This is a genomic window from Pantoea sp. WMus005 (genome assembly GCF_013415305.1).
In the GTDB taxonomy this organism is placed as follows: Bacteria; Pseudomonadota; Gammaproteobacteria; order Enterobacterales; family Enterobacteriaceae; genus Pantoea; species Pantoea rara.
In genome coordinates this window covers 1419962-1437743 of sequence record NZ_JACBXU010000001.1, presented here as the reverse complement: position 1 = coordinate 1437743, position 17782 = coordinate 1419962, and the positions used below count along the sequence as shown (strand labels likewise).

Sequence of the window (17782 nt, the reverse complement as noted above, 5' to 3'; positions counted from 1 at the left end):
TTTGAATATGTCGGAACATGATCAACCCCTGAATGTCCCCAACGCCCTGCCGCTGGGTTACCGCTTCAATGAATTTGAAATCAAAGAGGTCATCGGCGGTGGCGGCTTTGGTATCGTCTATCGCGCCTGGGATCACCAGCTGGAACGTGATATCGCCATCAAAGAGTTCATGCCCGCCTCGCTGGCGGTGCGCAGCGATGACCTCAATCTGGTGCTGCGCAGTGAGCGGTTCAGCAAAACCTTTCACGCCGGACTGAACAGCTTTATTCAGGAGGCGCGTCTGCTGGCGCGCTTTAATCATCCGAACCTGCTGCACGTGCTGCGTTTCTGGGTGCAGAATGACACCGCTTATATGGGCACGGTGTTCTATAGCGGCACCACGCTCTCGAACTTCAGCGAACGGAATCCGCAGTCGGTGAATGAGGCCTGGATTCGTCGCATGCTGCCACCGCTGCTGGGTGCGATCAAAACCATCCATGAAGCGGGTTACCTGCACCGTGATATCTCGCTGGATAACATCCAGATTCAGAGCAGCGGCGAGCCGATTCTGCTGGACTTCGGGTCGGCGCGTAAAACCATCGGCAACCTGTCGGATGAGAGCGAGACCATGCTGCGTCCCGGCTATGCGCCGATTGAGCAGTACAGCGATAACGACGAGAGCGAGCAGGGCGCATGGACCGATATCTACGCGCTGGGCGCGGTGCTGCATACGCTGATCACCGGTGCGCCACCTCCGGTGAGCGTGGTGCGCAGCATCGAAGATAACTACCAGCCGCTGATGCAGCGTCGTCAGGCGGGCTACTCGACGGCGCTGCTCAGCGCCATCGATCGCGCGCTGGCGCTGAAACCGGAAGATCGTCCGCAGAGCATTGATGATTTTGCTGTGCTGATGGCGCTGCCGGAACGTGAACCGGAACCGCTGCTCAGTGCAAAAATGAGCGGGCCAGGCACGATGCTGGTGCCGATCGAAGAAGAAGAGGAGGTCGTCAAACCCGCCTCGCCGCTGAAAGCGCTGCTGGGACACCGCTTTGCACTGCCGGGCCTGGTGGCTGCGGGCGTGCTGGTCGGGCTGTGCGCCGGTCTGCTGATGTCACGCGGTAATGAACAGACGGATTCGGCTGAGGTCGCGCAGAACAGCGCGCCTGCCGTCACCGTCGCGCCTGCCGTCACCGTCGCGCCTGCCGTCACCGTCGCGCCGGTTAACCAACCAGTTGCTGCGCCACCGACGCAGCCTGAGACCCCGCCGGATACCGTTGCCAGCGCCCCGGCTCAGACTGCTGAGCCTGCGCAGACCGCCGCACGTGAACCCGATCCTCAACCGGCACCGCCACCCGCGCCGGTCGCCCAGGTTTATATCCGTCTGCAGCAGGGTGAACGCGTTCAGGTGAACGGTCAGCCGCAGGCGCTGGTCCCGGCGGTGAATGGCTTCGCGACGCTGCAGCTGGCCCCGGGTAACTACACCTTTGCCATCAGCGGCCAGAGTGGCACCCGCCAGCAGACGCTGAACATCAGCGAAGAAGGCGTCTGGTTGCTCGATCCACACAGTTAATAGTCAGGGATTACTTATGTTCTCACGCATTACTGCACAGCTGCCGGCGGACGGCCTGCTGTTCCACACGCTCACGGGCACCGAGACGCTGTCCCGTCCCTTTGTGCTCACCGCCGAACTGCTGGCCACCGACGCACGCATCGACCGTCACGCCCTGCTGGGCAAGCCGGTGACCTTTACGCTGCCGACCGACGGCCTGATGAACGCGCTGAGTCCGCGCTACCTCAACGGCAAAATCACCCGCGTGGCGGTGCGCAGTCAGGAGCTGAGCGGCACCCGCTACGCGGTCTATCAGCTGACGGTGGAGCCGGACCTGTGGCCGATGCGGCGCGACCGCAACCTGCGCATCTTCCAGAGCCAGACGGTGCCGCAGATTGTGCAGACGCTGCTGAAGGAGTACGGGGTCAGCGTGGAGACGCGCCTGGCGGGCAGCTACCGGGTGTGGGAGTACTGCGTGCAGTATCAGGAGAGCAGCCTGGACTTTATCAGCCGCCTGATGGAGCTGGAGGGGATTTACTACTTCTTCCGCCACGAGGCGGACAGGCACACGCTGGTGCTGTGCGACGCGCCGGACCAGCATCAGGCGTTTCCGGGCTATGAGACCATCGCCTATCATGTCACCCCGTCGGGTGGCGTGGTCACGGAAGAGGGCATCAGCCAGTGGTCGCTGGCGGAGAGCGTGACGCCGGGCATCTACAGCACCGACGACTACGACTTCCGCAAGCCGAACGCGTGGATGCTGCAGGCGCGGCAGAACCCGGCGTCGCCGGTGCCGGGGTCGGTGGACGTCTACGACTGGCCGGGCCACTTTGTCGACCACAGCCACGGCGAGTCCTACGCGCGCATCCGTCAGGAGGTGTGGCAGGCCGAGCACCACAGCGTCAGCGGGTCGGGCACCGCCACCGGCATCGCGCCGGGCTTTACCTTCGCCATCATCAACGCGCCGCACTTCAGCGACAACGGCGAATACCTGGTCACTTCGGCAACCTATGACTTCGCCGAGAACAGCTACGCCAGCGGCGACACCGGCGACAGCCGGCACAACATTCACTTCACGGTGCTGCCGTCGTCGGTGACGTACCGCACGCCGCCGGAGACGCCGTGGCCGAAAACGCACGGCCCGCAGACGGCAAAGGTGGTGGGGCCGAAAGGCGAGTCCATCTGGACCGACCGCTACGGCCGGGTGAAGGTGAAGTTTCACTGGGACCGTCTGGCGAAGGGCGACGACACGAGTTCGTGCTGGGTGCGCGTCTCCAGCGCCTGGGCCGGCCAGGGGTTCGGCGGGGTGCAGATCCCGCGTGTCAACGACGAAGTGGTGGTGGACTTCATCAACGGCGATCCGGACCGTCCGCTGATCATCGGCCGGGTGTATAACGAGGCGAGCATGCCGCCGTGGGCGCTGCCGGCGGCGGCGACGCAGATGGGCTTTTTAAGCCGGTCGAAGGATGGTAACAGCGATACTGCTAATGCGTTGCGTTTTGAAGACAAAGCAGGACATGAGCAGATTTGGATCCACGCCGAAAAAAATATGGATACGGAAGTGGAAAGCTGTGAGACGCACCATGTCGGTGTGGATCGGCAGAAAACCATAGGCCGTGACGAAAAGGTCACGATAAAGCGCAATCGTCAGGCCGACGTGGGTGAACATGCGGTGAGCAATACGGGCATCCAGCACGTTATTAATGTTGGCGAAGGCGAAACGGTGCTGACCATGGATAAAGAGGGCAATGCGCTGCTTGAAGCCAATACCAGCATCAAATTAAAGGTGAAAGAGAATTACATCCTGATCACCCCTGACGCTATTCAAATCAAGGTGAAAACAGGAAGTATCCATGCTGAGAGCGAGTTGCAGGCACTGTTTAAGGGCAATGAGTTGACCACTTTAGGTACCGGTAAAAATGCTGAATTAAAGGCGAATGACAAGGTAAGCATTACCGGCACGAACATCACCGACATCAAAGGCGCGGTCGTCAATATTAACAGTTAATCGCTTATTGGAAGGAACATCAGTATGGGTATGCCTGCGGCCAGAGCTTCTGTGGATAAAGCGGCTCACGATGGCCCCATTCAATGCGGCAGTCCTGACGTTATCATTGGCGGATTTCCCGCTGCGCGAAAAGGTGATGAATTTTCGTGTAAGCAACACGGTAGCGGTATTATCGTCAGCGGCTCCGGCAGCGTATTCGTTAACGGTATGGCGCTGGCCCGTCAGGGTGATAAGACGCAGTGCCATGCAGGTGGGGCGTCGACTCCCGCGAAATGTAAACCTGCACCGCCTCAATACTGGGGAGGCTCGCTGGCGAAGAAAGCTGGTGATGATGGGATGTTGCATGGCGAGCACTACGATGCGCGAATTTTAGGGGCGTATGCCAGCCTGAAAGACAGCACCAATGATGGCAGTTATGACACTGTGTCGGCAGGGTTTTCGCTTGAAAACCTCACATTAGCGAATATGAAAAGTGACGCACTTTTGAAAGGTGAGTTGCGGAATAAAATAGCGGATGCCAATGCAACTGGCTCACTTTACACCGGTGATAGCGGAATCTATGGCATTAATGGCAAAGCCGCAGCGGCGGGTATGCAATATGGCGCGACGGGCTCAATAGGAACAGAGAACACATTGTATGCCATCGCTACCGGCGATGTGACGCTTGGCACTGCTGATGCAAAAGCGGTTGTAGAAGTATATACCGGCAATAAAGGAAGATATGGGTTCAGCGTTGAGGGGGGCGCAGGTGCAGCGGCAGTGAAAGAGAGCGTTACGGGGAAAGTTAGCCTGTACGGTATTGTAGTAGCTGATGCTAAAGGCGGAGTACATTTAGGCGCAGTAGGTGCAGCAGGAGGTTTAACTGCCTATGCGGATGAAACCGATTACTCAGCTACAGTAAAGCTCTCAGGTAGGTTAGCTTTTATACTGGGGATAACAGGCGATATTAATGTAAAAATTGCATTAAAACCCCTCCGCGACCTGTTTTTTGGTGAAAGGGATAGTACAGAAAAATCTGGAAGCAATGGTGGTGCAGATGGTGCTATCATCAACGGTTGCGCAACGGTTTTAGTTGGCGGTTAAATAAAGATAGGGTTGATTCTAACATGAAATTTATAGCGTTTTTATTTTTCTGGATTGTAACGGTTTATTATGTCTGGAACGGAAAGGATTTTTATAATAAAAAAGAATGGGCAGGATTTGGTAAGAAGTTTGTAGGTGTGCTGGTTGGTATTGTAGTACTTGCCTTTGCGCTCAAAGGATTAGTGTTAGCTATTCCCGGGTTTAGTAATGATCTTGCTGGAGATTTAATGGAAGAAATAGGCATTTCTTTTATATTTATCCTTGGCATAAAGTTTATGATTATCATGATTTGCACTTTATTTAGTGGGATTGTGGGTTTTCAAAAAAAATATAATGCTGATAATTATGCCCGAATTTCACCTGCTGCCAGTAAGTTAGTGCCTGGCATGCTCATCTTTGCAAAATGCGTGGTTTCTCTTGGCTCTATAGTGATTTATTACGGCATCTGGCTAGCGAATTAAATTAAGAAGGGAAACAGGCTATGAATTTTGAAACGGACTATACTTTTCCCCTTACGCCGGGTTTCTCTAAAGAAGAAATCGAACAACGCTTCTGGAAATGCCTTTATACATCGGCCAGAGAAGAAATGCTGCATTACTGGGTTGTGCTTCCTAAAAGCCTCAAACCTGCGGAACTGGAGCCGGTTGCGTTCCCTGATGTCGGTTTAACCAATATCGGTCGCTACTTAACCACGGATGACTCACCTTATCTGGAAGTTTGGGCCGCGTATGAACGCTGCCAGTGGGAGATGAATGCGTCTGACTGGCTGTTTAAAAAACTCGCCATGATGGGCGAAAAAATTCTGCACCGCCGTCTTGTCGGTAAAGCCTCGGAAAATGGTATTTTTGCAGATGTATTGACCCTAAAAACGCACGCTTCCGGTGACGAAGTGATCTCACGATACACTGTTCAAAAAGATTACAATCGAGAGAGCGGCGGTGGAAACTACCTCTTATTAAAAGCGTCCTGTGCAGCACGCGACTATCCTTCGCTTGCCAATGAAATCTATTTTACAGTGGTTAACTGGAATCTGCTGCATCGCAGTAACTTGGCCATGGCGGAGTTGCTGACCTCGGTTAACCTGGATGGGGAAAACGCTTTTAAAATACCGGTGTCCTGGCATGCCAGCGTTATTGCTGAGAACAGACTTATCGTCGATCACACTATAGATGGTGTGAATTACGGGGTCATTAATTTTTGCTTTTATTCCGGTACCGTATGCCATTCCGCAGAGGATGCTTTTGAAAAGTCGACGCAACGTTTCCGGGAGCATGAGCATTCGGTCACGCTGGTGGCAAACGAGTTGGAACCCATTCCTAATGATATCAATGCTGCGCTGGGATCATTATCGACCTGTACAGGTGAGCTCTACAGCGACGAAGAGAAAATGCGCGCCTTTTATCAGAGTTACATATTCAATTGTTCAGGCTTGTGGTGCTACGTTGAATTGGTAGGGCAGCACAGAAATGATAAAAGTTATCACTTCGAAGCGAATAAACGCTGCGTAGAAATTATTCTGGCGACCCTGAATATCAACGTGAAATAATAGTAATCCTGCCAGTTAGACATCTTTAGCTGGCATTCCGTCTCGTAGCAATGAGTATTAAGGCACCTGTTTTTAACTCGTCATGTGATCCGCTGCAATAATAAAAGACGCTTGTCTGACCCTCTGGTATTGCCTGACCTCGGGCAATACCCGGGTTAATTCACCGATTACCATCTGTCCGGGAAATCACTATGTTTGATCGTATCACCGTCCTTCTGCCGGCGGACGGCCTGCTGTTCCACACGCTCACGGGCACCGAGACGCTGTCCCGTCCGTTTGTGCTCACCGCCGAACTGCTGGCCACCGACGCACGCATCGACCGTCACGCCCTGCTGGGCAAGCCGGTGACCTTTACGCTGCCGACCGACGGCCTGATGAACGCGCTGAGCCCGCGCTACCTCAACGGAAAAATTACCCGCGTGGCGGTGCGCAGCCAGGAGCTGAGCGGCACCCGCTACGCGGTCTACCAGCTGACGGTGGAGCCGGACCTGTGGCCGATGCGGCGCGACCGCAACCTGCGCATCTTCCAGAGCCAGACGGTACCGCAGATAGTGCAGACGCTGCTGAAGGAGTACGGGGTTAACGTGGAGACGCGCCTGGCGGGCAGCTACCGGGTGTGGGAGTACTGCGTGCAGTATCAGGAGAGCAGCCTGGACTTTATCAGCCGCCTGATGGAGCTGGAGGGGATTTACTACTTCTTCCGCCACGAGGCGGACAGGCACACGCTGGTGCTGTGCGACGCGCCGGACCAGCATCAGGCGTTTCCGGGCTATGAGACCATCGCCTATCACGTCACCCCGTCGGGCGGCGTGGTAACGGAAGAGGGCATCAGCCAGTGGTCGCTGGCGGAGAGCGTGACGCCGGGCATCTACAGCACCGACGACTACGACTTCCGCAAGCCGAACGCGTGGATGCTGCAGGCGCGGCAGAACCCGGCGTCGCCGGTGCCGGGCTCGGTGGACGTCTACGACTGGCCGGGCCACTTTGTCGACCACAGCCACGGCGAGTCTTACGCGCGCATCCGTCAGGAGGTGTGGCAGGCCGAGCACCACAGCGTCAGCGGGTCGGGCACCGCCACCGGCATCGCGCCGGGCTTCACCTTCGCCATCATCAACGCGCCGCACTTCAGCGACAACGGCGAGTATCTGGTGACCTCGGCGACCTATGACTTCGCCGAGAACAGCTACGCCAGCGGCGACACCGGCGACAGCCGGCACAACATCAGCTTCACGGTGCTGCCGTCGTCGGTGACGTACCGCACGCCGCCGGAGACGCCGTGGCCGAAAACGCACGGCCCGCAGACGGCGAAGGTGGTGGGGCCGAAAGGCGAGTCGATCTGGACCGACCGCTACGGCCGGGTAAAGGTGAAGTTTCACTGGGACCGTCTGGCGAAGGGCGACGACACCAGCTCCTGCTGGGTACGCGTCTCCAGCGCCTGGGCGGGTCAGGGATTCGGCGGGGTGCAGATCCCGCGGGTCAACGACGAAGTGGTGGTGGACTTCATCAACGGCGATCCGGACCGTCCGCTGATTATCGGCCGCGTGTACAACGAGGCGAGCATGCCGCCGTGGGCGCTGCCGGCAGCGGCGACGCAGATGGGCTTTTTAAGCCGGTCGAAGGATGGCACGGCGGATACGGCGAACGCGCTGAGGTTTGAGGATAAGGCGGGTGAGGAACACCTGTGGATTCAGGCACAGAAGAACATGGATACGCATGTTAAAAATGATGAATCACACAGTGTTCTGAACAATCGCATGGTTTCAGTGGGTGCTAATAATGAGACCAGGATAGAAGGCGACCATACTCTCGGCACTCAGGGAAATAGTAAAACGCTGACAACGGGCAATCGTACTGAACAGGCCTTTGCTTCTTACACAATTGCAGCCGGAGATACCTTAAGGATCGAGTGTGGTCTGAGCGCGATTGAGTTAACTAAAGAAGGTGCGATTAATTTTATTGGTAAAAATTTTAACATTACCGTTGATGGTAATGGAGAGATTAATACCAAAGGTGGTGAGTTACATTTAAATCCGGAAGGAGGAAGCGCTGCAATAATTGCACCGGGTAGTGGACATAAAAATAAAATAAAAAGTGAAATTGAAAACTACTTTTCTTCATCAGCAAAAAATACTAAAGGATAAAAATGGCCACCTATACTCTTCAGGAAGCTTCAATTGAACTGCCCGACATATTTAAAGACAGGACAATGAATCTTTTTACGCTCAGCGAAAATAATGCGAGTGAGTTTACGTTCGTAGTGTCTCGTGCATCTGCTTTTCATGACGATACAGTGCAAAAAGTGGCCGCTAGAATTATCAATGAGATGAGTGTCACTGTTCCCGCTTTTGTAAACGTAACATCACAACTGATCGAGATAGATAATCTGCCTGCAGTTGAGCTTTTTTATCATTTTGAAAATGATGGCGCTGAGATCTGGCAAAAACAATCGATTGTTTTATTTGATGATGACGCCGGGGGTAAAAAGATTGTTTGTTATATTGGAACATGCCCAGGACGTTTTAATGATTATTATAGTAAGCAATATCATGAGATTATTAACAGTATAAAATTTAATTCTCGTGATTCTGATGATGAGCCGGTACCCGTGGCAACTGATGCGACGGGGATTTTCTTTTCTTTTGATAACGATACTAAAGTGCTTACCGCACATGAAACTGTGACATTACTTTATCAGAATGTTGATTTGAAAAGAGCTCTGAATGGCAGTTATTTGTTCTTTGACTCAGCGGGAAGCCCATTACATATCGCCGCCTTAAATAATGAAGAGCCGTTGCGCTATGCACTATGGACATCATCACACAGAAAAAACTCATCTGTAAGAGATATTCTTGGCATGGCAAAAGCCTTTAAAGGACCAGCAGATCTCGCCAGCGAATCACAAATCCTTGCGTTTCTTCAGAGACATGAGGATGTATAAATCATGGCTGACTTCAATGCTGCCAGAGAGCAGGACGAGATAGCCCACACAGCCTCTAAAGGCTGGATGGTCGCCGGGTTAATTGGCGGCGCGATATTAGGTGCAGCAGCCGTTGTTGTTACCGGTGGAGCGGCTCTGGTTGTTGTATCCGCAGCAGCAGCCGGTGCTTGTGCTGCTGGAGGTGTGGGTGAAGTGCTTGGCAGCATGTCATGGGCTCCGCGACATAACACAGGCAAACTGTTATCCGGATCGCCGAATGTTTTCACTAACAGCAGAGCAGCAATACGGGCACATTTGTCCAAAGGCGACTGCGATGAGCACAGCGGCTCATCGCAACGGGTTGCTGAAGGTTCGGACAAAGTTTTTATTAACAACTTTCCTGCCGCCCGTATCGGAGACCGTTTGACCTGCAGCGCTGAGATATCTGGCGGTTCAACCAATGTCTTTATTGGCGGAGGCAAACTTCAGACTGACGACATCAACCCCGAAGTCCCCGGCTGGGTAAATTGGCTGATGATGGGAGTAGGCACTGCTGCCGTTGCGGTCCTGGCTTCACCTGCTATAGCCCTGCTAGGATTAGCAGGCGCAATGGGTGGTGGTTACGCTGGCAGCTGGGTCGGTGGCAGACTTTTCGGTGAAGGCTCTGACGGTCAAAAATGGTCTATGCTGGCAGGCAGTTTTGCCGGTGGGGCATTGGGTGGTAAAGGGGGTATGAAGTTTGACGGTTGGCGTGGTCGTAATAATATTAATGCTAACAAAATTCCGTTAAATGATGAAAAAATCGCCGAAATACAAAGTATCGAAAAAACATTTAGGCCAGACCCCGAAACATATTTACCTAAGGATTATATTGATTCTCATGCAAAATCCTTTGAAAATGGCGCATCTAGAATAGTCACTAGAAAAAGTTTTGAAGATTATGGTATTGGTAAACCTGATCCAGGGAGGACGGAATTTGTTCTAACCAAGGAGCGCGCTGGACAAATGATTTCTGAATCAAAAGGAGATGTAGGAGTGATTGCAGATAAATTAGGCATCCCACAGGAACAATTGAAAAACGATAGTCTTGTTTTGATTGAATTTGAACCTACAGAGTTGTACTCTCCAAAAATGCCTACTGGTAATGAATGGGGAGCTAATAAGCAATGGATTCCGGGTGGCAAACTACCACAAGGTGATCTTGAGGCTGTAGTAAAAACCGAAGGAATGGTTAAAGGCAGAGATTATACCGTGACCGATTTATTAACAGGAGAGAAATTATAATGAGTAAAAATAAAATAGCAATGAATCCTTGGGATTTTACTCTGTATGAGTGTGACGATAGCTCATATGTAATGAAGGTTATGTTTAGTGAAGGTGATTACAAAGTTGATGTCGAAAGGTTCTTCATTGTAACTCCATATATTGATATCCGTTCTATCGATATTGAAATGTTAAAAGATCTATCAAAAAAAATAAGAGAAGCCCCAGAACAGTACGTAATAAATGAAATTAGCAAGGAGAATTTTGAATTAATATAGTTTTAGTTTTTTCTATTTGGTGAATAAAAAGGTCTGTCTTTAGCTTACTTTATACATTCCGTTTGTAATAAGGTTGGCTTGGTGATTTTTAATTCAAGATCTGCCTTTGCTCTCAAACAAGAAGAGTGCATATTAGGTTTATGATGAAGAAAGAAAAATATACTGCTTTAGACTACATCAATGATGCTATTGATATCACTAATCAAAGAGCCATGGAAAAACCGGATTTTACAGTTTTTCAGGTTGCTCTGAAACAGCTTATGTACGTAAAAAAAATATTAACTGGTGAAGAAAAAGATAAAAGTGTCCTGCATAGCATGAATCTGGGGAGTTTGGCTTCCAAAGAGTTTGATACAACTGACCCAGAGCTTGCCAAACATCTTTCAAACGCAAATTATATTGCATCTCAAATAGGCGCGGGACTCAAAGTCATTCTTCCTCATCAAATCGATCCTGAATATGAAAAACGGAAAAAAATATATACAAAAGTACAGTAATAGATAAATATTGAGGCTTTAATGTATAAAGAATAACCCAAATAAAGTTCCCTGGTGGTAAATCACCAACTGGTGATTATGAAACTGTTATTTCCATGAAAAATTTAGATAAAGAGATAGACTATCAAGTTTATGACTTAAAGAAGGGGCGATTTATTATTGAAGCTAAGATTGTTAAGTCACGTCAAGGTGACTTTAATTTACTGCGTTCGGATAGTAAATGGTTTATAGGTGTTCTTATTCCAAATTTCTATCCAAACTCGCATTTTGACATTAGTAAGGTGTTTGTATTAGATGAAAATGATCTTCTTCATAGAGATGACTTTGACTATCTAATCAGTTTGGCCGAGACTATTCGTAAGGATTGGACCAAGTTCTTTGATAGAGAGGTTAAAGATATTAAGGTTGTGAAGTGATTTATTATAAGTGAATAAAAATAATTCCCTCTCACTAGAAAAAGATTTTTTTAGAGAGTTAATCCTATCACTTTTTATATTAAGTTACTATAGTGTAGGGTTTTGGGTAGACACTGTATTTAAATATAGGGTGATGCCTCTAATTGGTTTAATCTGATGTATAATGCACGCTTTTAAGATTCTCATGGCCAGCGTTAACGTTCATTGCCTCCATTGTCAGTCTGCTCACGTTTACCGCCATGGTCAGAACCCTAAAGGCTATGACAGATTTCGCAGCCGTCACTGCCACCGCATGTTTCAACTCACTTACGCTTATGAAGCCCGTAAGCCGTGCATTAATGAACAGATCACTGAAATGGCCTTCATCAATGGTGCCTGGGTTCGTGATACCGCCAGAACACTGAACATTGGCATTAACACCGTCATCCGGAGTTTAAAAAAATTAGGCCAAAGCGGTTAACCTCTTCACCCGTCGCCCATGCTGATGTGGCGCTTATCTGCGAACTTTATGAGCAGTGTAGCTTTGTTGGCAGTAAAGCCCGGCAGCATTGTTCTTTTTTTCGTGTGTTTTGATTTTCGCTAACATGCATAATGAAATAATCAAGAAGTAGTTAGTCAGTGAAATAAATGGGGATGTTAAATGTGCATGCCTCACGATGGTTTGTAATGTATATTATATTTCCTTATTTTAATTTAAAATTATTTAAAAAATAATTTCCTCTTTGTATTTCCTGGTTGATATCCAAAATACATATTGACTGAAAAAATATTATATTGATCATGTTCATAAATGTTTATTTTTTAATCGGGGTTTTGTTTTGAAAAATAATTTCGCCCTGATATCCATTACTTCTAATCAGAAGATGCTTTAAATAAAAAAATCATTTCCCTTCCACTTTTACTGACCCGCGTCATCGTCAGTTCTGTCTGTACGGAAAAAACCATGTTCTCACGCATTACTGCTCAGCTGCCGGCGGACGGCCTGCTGTTCCATACGCTCACCGGCACCGAGACGCTGTCCCGTCCCTTTGTGCTCACCGCCGAACTGCTGGCCACCGACGCGCGCATCGATCGCCACGCCCTGCTGGGCAAGCCGGTGACCTTTACGCTGCCGACCGACGGCCTGATGAACGCGCTGAGCCCGCGCTACCTCAACGGCAAAATCACCCGGGTGGCGGTGCGCAGCCAGGAGCTGAGCGGCACCCGCTACGCGGTCTACCAGCTGACGGTGGAGCCGGACCTGTGGCCGATGCGGCGCGACCGCAACCTGCGCATCTTCCAGAGCCAGACGGTGCCGCAGATAGTGCAGACGCTGCTGAAGGAGTACGGGGTCAGCGTGGAGACGCGCCTGGCGGGCAGCTACCGGGTGTGGGAGTACTGCGTGCAGTATCAGGAGAGCAGCCTGGACTTTATCAGCCGCCTGATGGAGCTGGAGGGGATTTACTACTTCTTCCGCCACGAGGCGGACAAACATACGCTGGTGCTGTGCGACGCGCCGGACCAGCATCAGGCGTTTCCGGGCTATGAGACCATCGCCTATCACGTCACCCCGTCGGGCGGCGTGGTGACGGAAGAGGGCATCAGCCAGTGGTCGCTGGCGGAGAGCGTGACGCCGGGCATCTACAGCACCGACGACTACGACTTCCGCAAGCCGAACGCGTGGATGCTGCAGGCGCGGCAGAACCCGGCGTCGCCGGTGCCGGGCTCGGTGGACGTCTACGACTGGCCGGGCCACTTTGTCGACCACAGCCACGGCGAGTCCTACGCGCGCATCCGTCAGGAGGTGTGGCAGGCCGAGCACCACAGCGTCAGCGGGTCGGGCACCGCCACCGGCATCGCGCCGGGCTTCACCTTCGCCATCATCAACGCGCCGCACTTCAGCGACAACGGCGAGTATCTGGTGACCTCGGCCACCTATGACTTCGCCGAGAACAGCTACGCCAGCGGCGACACCGGCGACAGCCGTCACAACATCAGCTTCACGGTGCTGCCGTCGTCGGTGACGTACCGCACGCCGCCGGAGACGCCGTGGCCGAAAACGCACGGCCCGCAGACCGCGAAGGTGGTGGGGCCGAAAGGCGAGTCGATCTGGACCGACCGCTACGGCCGGGTAAAGGTGAAGTTTCACTGGGACCGTCTGGCGAAGGGCGACGACACCAGCTCCTGCTGGGTACGCGTCTCCAGCGCCTGGGCGGGTCAGGGATTCGGCGGGGTGCAGATCCCGCGGGTCAACGACGAAGTGGTGGTGGACTTCATCAACGGCGATCCGGACCGTCCGCTGATTATCGGCCGCGTGTACAACGAGGCGAGCATGCCGCCGTGGGCGCTGCCGGCAGCGGCGACGCAGATGGGCTTTTTAAGCCGGTCGAAGGATGGCACGGCGGATACGGCGAACGCGCTGAGGTTTGAGGATAAGGCGGGTGAGGAACACCTGTGGATCCAGGCGCAAAAGAACATGGATACGCATGTTAAAAATGATTCCAGCCATTCAGTCGCCAACAATCATAGCCATTATGCGGGCGGCAATGAGCTCTACCGTATCGAAACCAATCGCGTCCACGGTGTAAAAGGGGGGGAAGAGAGGCTGACCGGTAAGGGCAAACTCGATGCGGTGGTCGATACCTATGTAGTGGGTTCAGGGACTAAACTCCGCCTGGAATGTGGCGAGAGTGCAATCGAACTTAATGCGAATGGCCAGATTAACATTGTGGGTAAGGGCTTCAATATTTTCGTGCAGGGCGATGGTCATATCACCACCTCTGGCGGCAAACTGAACCTGAACACAGATGGTGCGAAGCCAGGCACTAGCGCACCGGGCTCCAGTCATAAACAGAACATCAGTCAGGCGGTGGAGAATCTTTTCCCACCGAAGCAGAAAGGCCAGGCCGCGCCCGCTGCACCAAAGGCTGCGGCGGCACCGGCGAAAGGGGTGGCAACACCAAAAAATGGTGACAATTTTTCAACCATTTCTCCAATAATATTAAGACATGAAGGGGGCTATTCAAATCGCGCATCTGATAAAGGCGGTCCAACAAACCATGGGATTGCCTGGAATACATGGAAAAAATATTCAAAAGAGGATCTGGGTGTTGAGCCGACGCTAGAAAATCTTAAAAAAATCACTCCAGAACAGGCTGAGATTATTTACAAGAAAAGATATTGGGACCCAAGTGGTTTTAATGACATAAAAGATCCTAAGTTAGCTTTGATGTCCTATGACTGGAGCATTACATCTGGTGGGGCAGGAAAACAGATTCAAAAACTCTTAAATAGTCAATATGGAAAAAGTTTAAATGTTGATGGTGTCATTGGACCTGATACAATTTCAGCTATGAATAGTGTCGAAGATTCAGGTAAACTAACCGATAGCATTGCTGAAATCAGAAAGCAATATTATACTAACCTCACTATATCTGATCCTAAAAACTTACCCAATCTTACCGGCTGGATTAATAGGGTTAATGATTGTCTGGATTTTAAAGGTTAATTAAATGAACAAAGTTGGATTTAGCTTAGCGGTGTTGTTGTCAATCTCTTCATCATCCTTGTTTGCTTCAGACGATTTTACCGGTCAATGGAGTGGGCAAGAAAAAAATGATAACGGATCATTATACTCAACGTTAACATTAAAGTTAAAACAGAAAAATAATAACATAATGGGTAGCTATTGCTATGTTACCAGAAGCGGTAACAAAATAGATTGTCCTGATAATGAACAAAAAAATCTCAAAGGTGTTGCAAACGGAAATAATGCTTTGGTTGATTTTAATTCTGCTTTTGGTGGGGTAAAAGGTAAAGCAAGTTTAGAAATTAAAGATAATAAAGTTATATGGAAGTTAATTAAAGATCCTGAGAATGGTGAGTTCTATGCGCCTAAAAATTACACGCTCGATAAAGAAGTAAATCAGGAAAATTTAAAATCAGATATGAAAGTTTTTTCGACATCTGATTTCACCATTACTTTAGTGAATGGTTGCGGAGGGTTTTATACTGTATGTGATAAAGTTAAATACTTTGGCCTGAGAAATAAAGATGGAAAGCAAATTATTCTTGAAGGTAAAACCACACAGCCTGTTAATTTAAATAAAGCCGACGGAATGGTTTTTAAAAATAACGATGTAGATTATATTGTGCGCTTTAATCCGCTTGCGTTAAAGGTAATGCAGGGGAATAAAAAACTTGTAGAGCAAAGCGGTAAGTGGGAATGATAATTTTTATTTTTCAAATACGAAGGTTTTCCTGCGGCTCGAACAATATGTATAAAGTTAATTAATAATATGATATTTCTCGGGGAGGTGGTGTTTTATCTCCTCCCCGCACGTAGAATTTAACTTTGAATTTATATTCAGTAAGTTAAATTGCAATTTATTAGTGAGTAAACGAAAATTATTTCTTATTTTTTTGCTAAACTCGATAAAATTTAATGATTGTAGTTTTTTTGATAGTCTTATATTTGTGCTTGTCCTCATTTTTTATCTTGCATTGCAAGGGCCGAACCCAGCACGAACTTATCCTTTCCAACTCTTAATGATAGCGACTTTTCCGTTCTGCTAAATAGCTATGCTTTCAATCCCGGTGAGACCGGAAGCAACTAAAATTTCGTACGCGCAGGCAAGGCCCTGAGTTCAGCTATGGCCTGAGTCGACCTTTTCAGCGCAGGTGTGAATTATGACAAGTAAATATATTGTTCAATCACTACGGTTAAAAACGGTGTTTAATATAACTGGTGGAATCATTCTTCTACCGTTTTGACAAAGCGCTATACCAATGAAGCTGCTGAATTTTTGAATTTTTCAGGTGAATAAAGTGAGTTTATTTATTAAGTTGTTTTTTCTGGTTGTTTTTACAAGTGGCTCAATAGGTGTTGCAGCAGCATCGGATACCCAGCCGGCTTTCTCTCAATATAATAGTCTGAACAATGTTTCAACTATTTTTAATGACCAGAAAGCCGTTTCCAGTTTAAAGTCTGTGCTAGGTAGTGAGTACAATAACTTCAGCCAGAATTTTGATGTTTTTGGCGAACCTCATAAAACAGAGAGTGGTGGCATATTCGTTGAGGGCTGGTTAAAAGATCTTTACCTTGAGCAGGCTTCAGCATTTGTTATACAGCCTGACGGAAAAGTCTATGCTGCATGGATGCTGCCTGAGGATGATAAAATACATTATGTAAGTAATGATCGTGCAAGTAATAATATGCAGGATGATATTGCACGGTGGGTAAAACGCTTTGATAAAGATAAGTCAACCACTCCCGATAAGAACCAAAAAGACAGTCAAAAAGATAGCGAGAAAGTTTTTGAGACGGCAAAATTCAAAATAAAAATAACCTCGCTTTGTGCTACTGGTTCGGAGTGTAATGACGTTAGTTATGAGGGTGTAAGAAAATCAGATGGTGCAGTTGTCAGATTAAAAGGTAAAGCCACGAGAAGTGATTGTGGTCAAGCATCCTGCGCGGTGCTGAGTTATAAATTCCGCAATCATGATGCAACCTATATTATTAACAATGTAATTAGTAACCTTACGGTTGTCGTTAATAATAAAATCGTGCTGTCTGAAGACGGAAAGTGGAAGAATGATTCCGAGTAATTAAATCACTATTTGATGGTGCGTCATGTTGGCGCGCCATCAAACACGATGCTTGCAGATTCTATGCAAATGGAGTTTTTTAAAATGGCATATCTTAATAATAAACGTAATTTTCGATTGGGTGTGCTGCTTTCATTTATTTTTTCTTTTCATTCTCACTGTGTAATGGCTGGTAACTCCAGTACTCAACTAAAAAACTCTGACTTTCATGTAATAATAAATCATCACGGTTTAACTTTAGGTGACGATTGGAGCAGTGAAATTCAGAGACAGGTGGGCGCGCAGATAAGCAAAAACTTTGTTGGCGACGTGCCCGCCGGTGACACCAGCTATAAGTACTACCAGCATAAATATGAGGGTTTTGAAATCTACACTGCCAACCTGTTCTGGCAAAAAAAACAGCGTGATATCGATAGCTACCTCATTGCACAGATCACCATCAATACTCCTGCAATCAAAACAGCCAGAGGCGTAGAAATCGGTGACAGTCAGGATGTGCTGGTCAGTAAATATGGTCAGGGCACAGTGGATGATAGTGATAACCAGCACTGGTTATATTATGACGCTGATCACAAACGCATGTTGTTTCAGTTAGAGCATAAAAAAGTCAGTCATATTATGATGACGATTAATACGGATGATTGAAAGGAGTTCTGCGTG

General features: G+C 49.2%; 15 protein-coding genes and 1 pseudogene. All 16 read left to right on the top strand.

Translation table 11 applies throughout. The annotated features are described in order from the left end of the window. The first annotated feature begins 7 nt into the window (after positions 1–7). The 16 genes and pseudogenes from HZZ01_RS06475 (at position 8) to HZZ01_RS06400 (ending at position 17767) form a co-directional block, all read left to right on the top strand. Complete coding sequence (locus HZZ01_RS06475) at positions 8–1549, top strand: protein kinase (protein WP_179895983.1); 1542 nt, start codon at positions 8–10, stop codon at positions 1547–1549. 16 nt (positions 1550–1565) lie between these two features. Continuing rightward, complete coding sequence (locus HZZ01_RS06470) at positions 1566–3536, top strand: type VI secretion system Vgr family protein (RefSeq protein WP_179895982.1); 1971 nt, start codon at positions 1566–1568, stop codon at positions 3534–3536. 24 nt (positions 3537–3560) lie between these two features. Beyond that, on the top strand, positions 3561–4619 hold the full coding sequence (locus tag HZZ01_RS06465) for a PAAR domain-containing protein (RefSeq protein ID WP_179895981.1): 1059 nt from the start codon (positions 3561–3563) through the stop codon (positions 4617–4619). Positions 4620–4642: 23 nt separating this feature from the next. Further along, positions 4643–5080 (top strand): hypothetical protein, encoded by a 438-nt coding sequence (locus HZZ01_RS06460; protein WP_033757379.1) that lies wholly within the window; start codon positions 4643–4645, stop codon positions 5078–5080. A 20-nt stretch (positions 5081–5100) separates the two neighbouring features. After that, positions 5101–6165 carry a hypothetical protein gene (locus tag HZZ01_RS06455; RefSeq protein WP_179895980.1) on the top strand — a complete coding sequence of 355 codons (1065 nt, stop codon included), beginning with the start codon at positions 5101–5103 and terminating at the stop codon, positions 6163–6165. A 191-nt stretch (positions 6166–6356) separates the two neighbouring features. Further along, positions 6357–8306 carry a type VI secretion system Vgr family protein gene (locus HZZ01_RS06450; RefSeq protein WP_179895979.1) on the top strand — a complete coding sequence of 650 codons (1950 nt, stop codon included), beginning with the start codon at positions 6357–6359 and terminating at the stop codon, positions 8304–8306. A gap of 2 nt (positions 8307–8308) precedes the next feature. Further along, on the top strand, positions 8309–9103 hold the full coding sequence (locus tag HZZ01_RS06445) for a DcrB-related protein (RefSeq protein WP_179895978.1): 795 nt from the start codon (positions 8309–8311) through the stop codon (positions 9101–9103). A 3-nt stretch (positions 9104–9106) separates the two neighbouring features. After that, a complete protein-coding gene (locus tag HZZ01_RS06440; RefSeq protein ID WP_179895977.1) occupies positions 9107–10366 on the top strand; it encodes a PAAR domain-containing protein in 1260 nt (419 codons plus the stop codon). Continuing rightward, positions 10366–10623, top strand: coding sequence for a hypothetical protein (locus HZZ01_RS06435; RefSeq protein WP_105100181.1), 258 nt, complete (start codon positions 10366–10368; stop codon positions 10621–10623). The genes HZZ01_RS06440 and HZZ01_RS06435 overlap by 1 nt, the downstream gene beginning before the upstream one ends. Positions 10624–10763: 140 nt before the next feature. Continuing rightward, positions 10764–11120 carry an immunity protein Tsi6 family protein gene (locus HZZ01_RS06430; RefSeq protein ID WP_179895976.1) on the top strand — a complete coding sequence of 119 codons (357 nt, stop codon included), beginning with the start codon at positions 10764–10766 and terminating at the stop codon, positions 11118–11120. 95 nt (positions 11121–11215) lie between these two features. Next, positions 11216–11536 carry a hypothetical protein gene (locus HZZ01_RS06425; protein WP_179895975.1) on the top strand — a complete coding sequence of 107 codons (321 nt, stop codon included), beginning with the start codon at positions 11216–11218 and terminating at the stop codon, positions 11534–11536. Between the two features lie 184 nt (positions 11537–11720). Next, a pseudogene (locus tag HZZ01_RS06420) lies at positions 11721–12085 on the top strand (IS1-like element transposase); the annotation flags it as partial. Positions 12086–12479: 394 nt separating this feature from the next. Then, the gene (gene tssI / locus HZZ01_RS06415) at positions 12480–15023 is read left to right on the top strand and encodes a type VI secretion system tip protein TssI/VgrG (RefSeq protein ID WP_179895974.1); all 2544 of its coding nucleotides are present in this window, start codon (positions 12480–12482) and stop codon (positions 15021–15023) included. A 4-nt stretch (positions 15024–15027) separates the two neighbouring features. Then, positions 15028–15744 (top strand): hypothetical protein, encoded by a 717-nt coding sequence (locus tag HZZ01_RS20945; RefSeq protein WP_255434130.1) that lies wholly within the window; start codon positions 15028–15030, stop codon positions 15742–15744. 598 nt (positions 15745–16342) lie between these two features. Further along, positions 16343–17122, top strand: a complete 780-nt coding sequence (locus HZZ01_RS06405) for a hypothetical protein (RefSeq protein WP_179895973.1) — start codon at positions 16343–16345, stop codon at positions 17120–17122. A 15-nt stretch (positions 17123–17137) separates the two neighbouring features. Then, positions 17138–17767 (top strand): hypothetical protein, encoded by a 630-nt coding sequence (locus HZZ01_RS06400; RefSeq protein ID WP_255434129.1) that lies wholly within the window; start codon positions 17138–17140, stop codon positions 17765–17767. Positions 17768–17782: the final 15 nt, after the last annotated feature.

Excerpts from the sequence above, each read along its gene's own strand:
- HZZ01_RS06470 (WP_179895982.1), top strand. The coding sequence starts at position 1,566 with ATGTTCTCACGCATTACTGCACAGCTGCCGGCGGACGGCCTGCTGTTC.
- HZZ01_RS06430 (WP_179895976.1), top strand. The coding sequence starts at position 10,764 with ATGATGAAGAAAGAAAAATATACTGCTTTAGACTACATCAATGATGCT.
- HZZ01_RS06455 (WP_179895980.1), top strand. The coding sequence starts at position 5,101 with ATGAATTTTGAAACGGACTATACTTTTCCCCTTACGCCGGGTTTCTCT.
- HZZ01_RS06440 (WP_179895977.1), top strand. The coding sequence starts at position 9,107 with ATGGCTGACTTCAATGCTGCCAGAGAGCAGGACGAGATAGCCCACACA.
- HZZ01_RS06445 (WP_179895978.1), top strand. The coding sequence starts at position 8,309 with ATGGCCACCTATACTCTTCAGGAAGCTTCAATTGAACTGCCCGACATA.
- HZZ01_RS20945 (WP_255434130.1), top strand. The coding sequence starts at position 15,028 with ATGAACAAAGTTGGATTTAGCTTAGCGGTGTTGTTGTCAATCTCTTCA.
- HZZ01_RS06460 (WP_033757379.1), top strand. The coding sequence starts at position 4,643 with ATGAAATTTATAGCGTTTTTATTTTTCTGGATTGTAACGGTTTATTAT.
- tssI (WP_179895974.1), top strand. The coding sequence starts at position 12,480 with ATGTTCTCACGCATTACTGCTCAGCTGCCGGCGGACGGCCTGCTGTTC.
- HZZ01_RS06400 (WP_255434129.1), top strand. The coding sequence starts at position 17,138 with ATGGTGCGTCATGTTGGCGCGCCATCAAACACGATGCTTGCAGATTCT.
- HZZ01_RS06465 (WP_179895981.1), top strand. The coding sequence starts at position 3,561 with ATGGGTATGCCTGCGGCCAGAGCTTCTGTGGATAAAGCGGCTCACGAT.
- HZZ01_RS06450 (WP_179895979.1), top strand. The coding sequence starts at position 6,357 with ATGTTTGATCGTATCACCGTCCTTCTGCCGGCGGACGGCCTGCTGTTC.
- HZZ01_RS06475 (WP_179895983.1), top strand. The coding sequence starts at position 8 with ATGTCGGAACATGATCAACCCCTGAATGTCCCCAACGCCCTGCCGCTG.
- HZZ01_RS06425 (WP_179895975.1), top strand. The coding sequence starts at position 11,216 with ATGAAAAATTTAGATAAAGAGATAGACTATCAAGTTTATGACTTAAAG.
- HZZ01_RS06435 (WP_105100181.1), top strand. The coding sequence starts at position 10,366 with ATGAGTAAAAATAAAATAGCAATGAATCCTTGGGATTTTACTCTGTAT.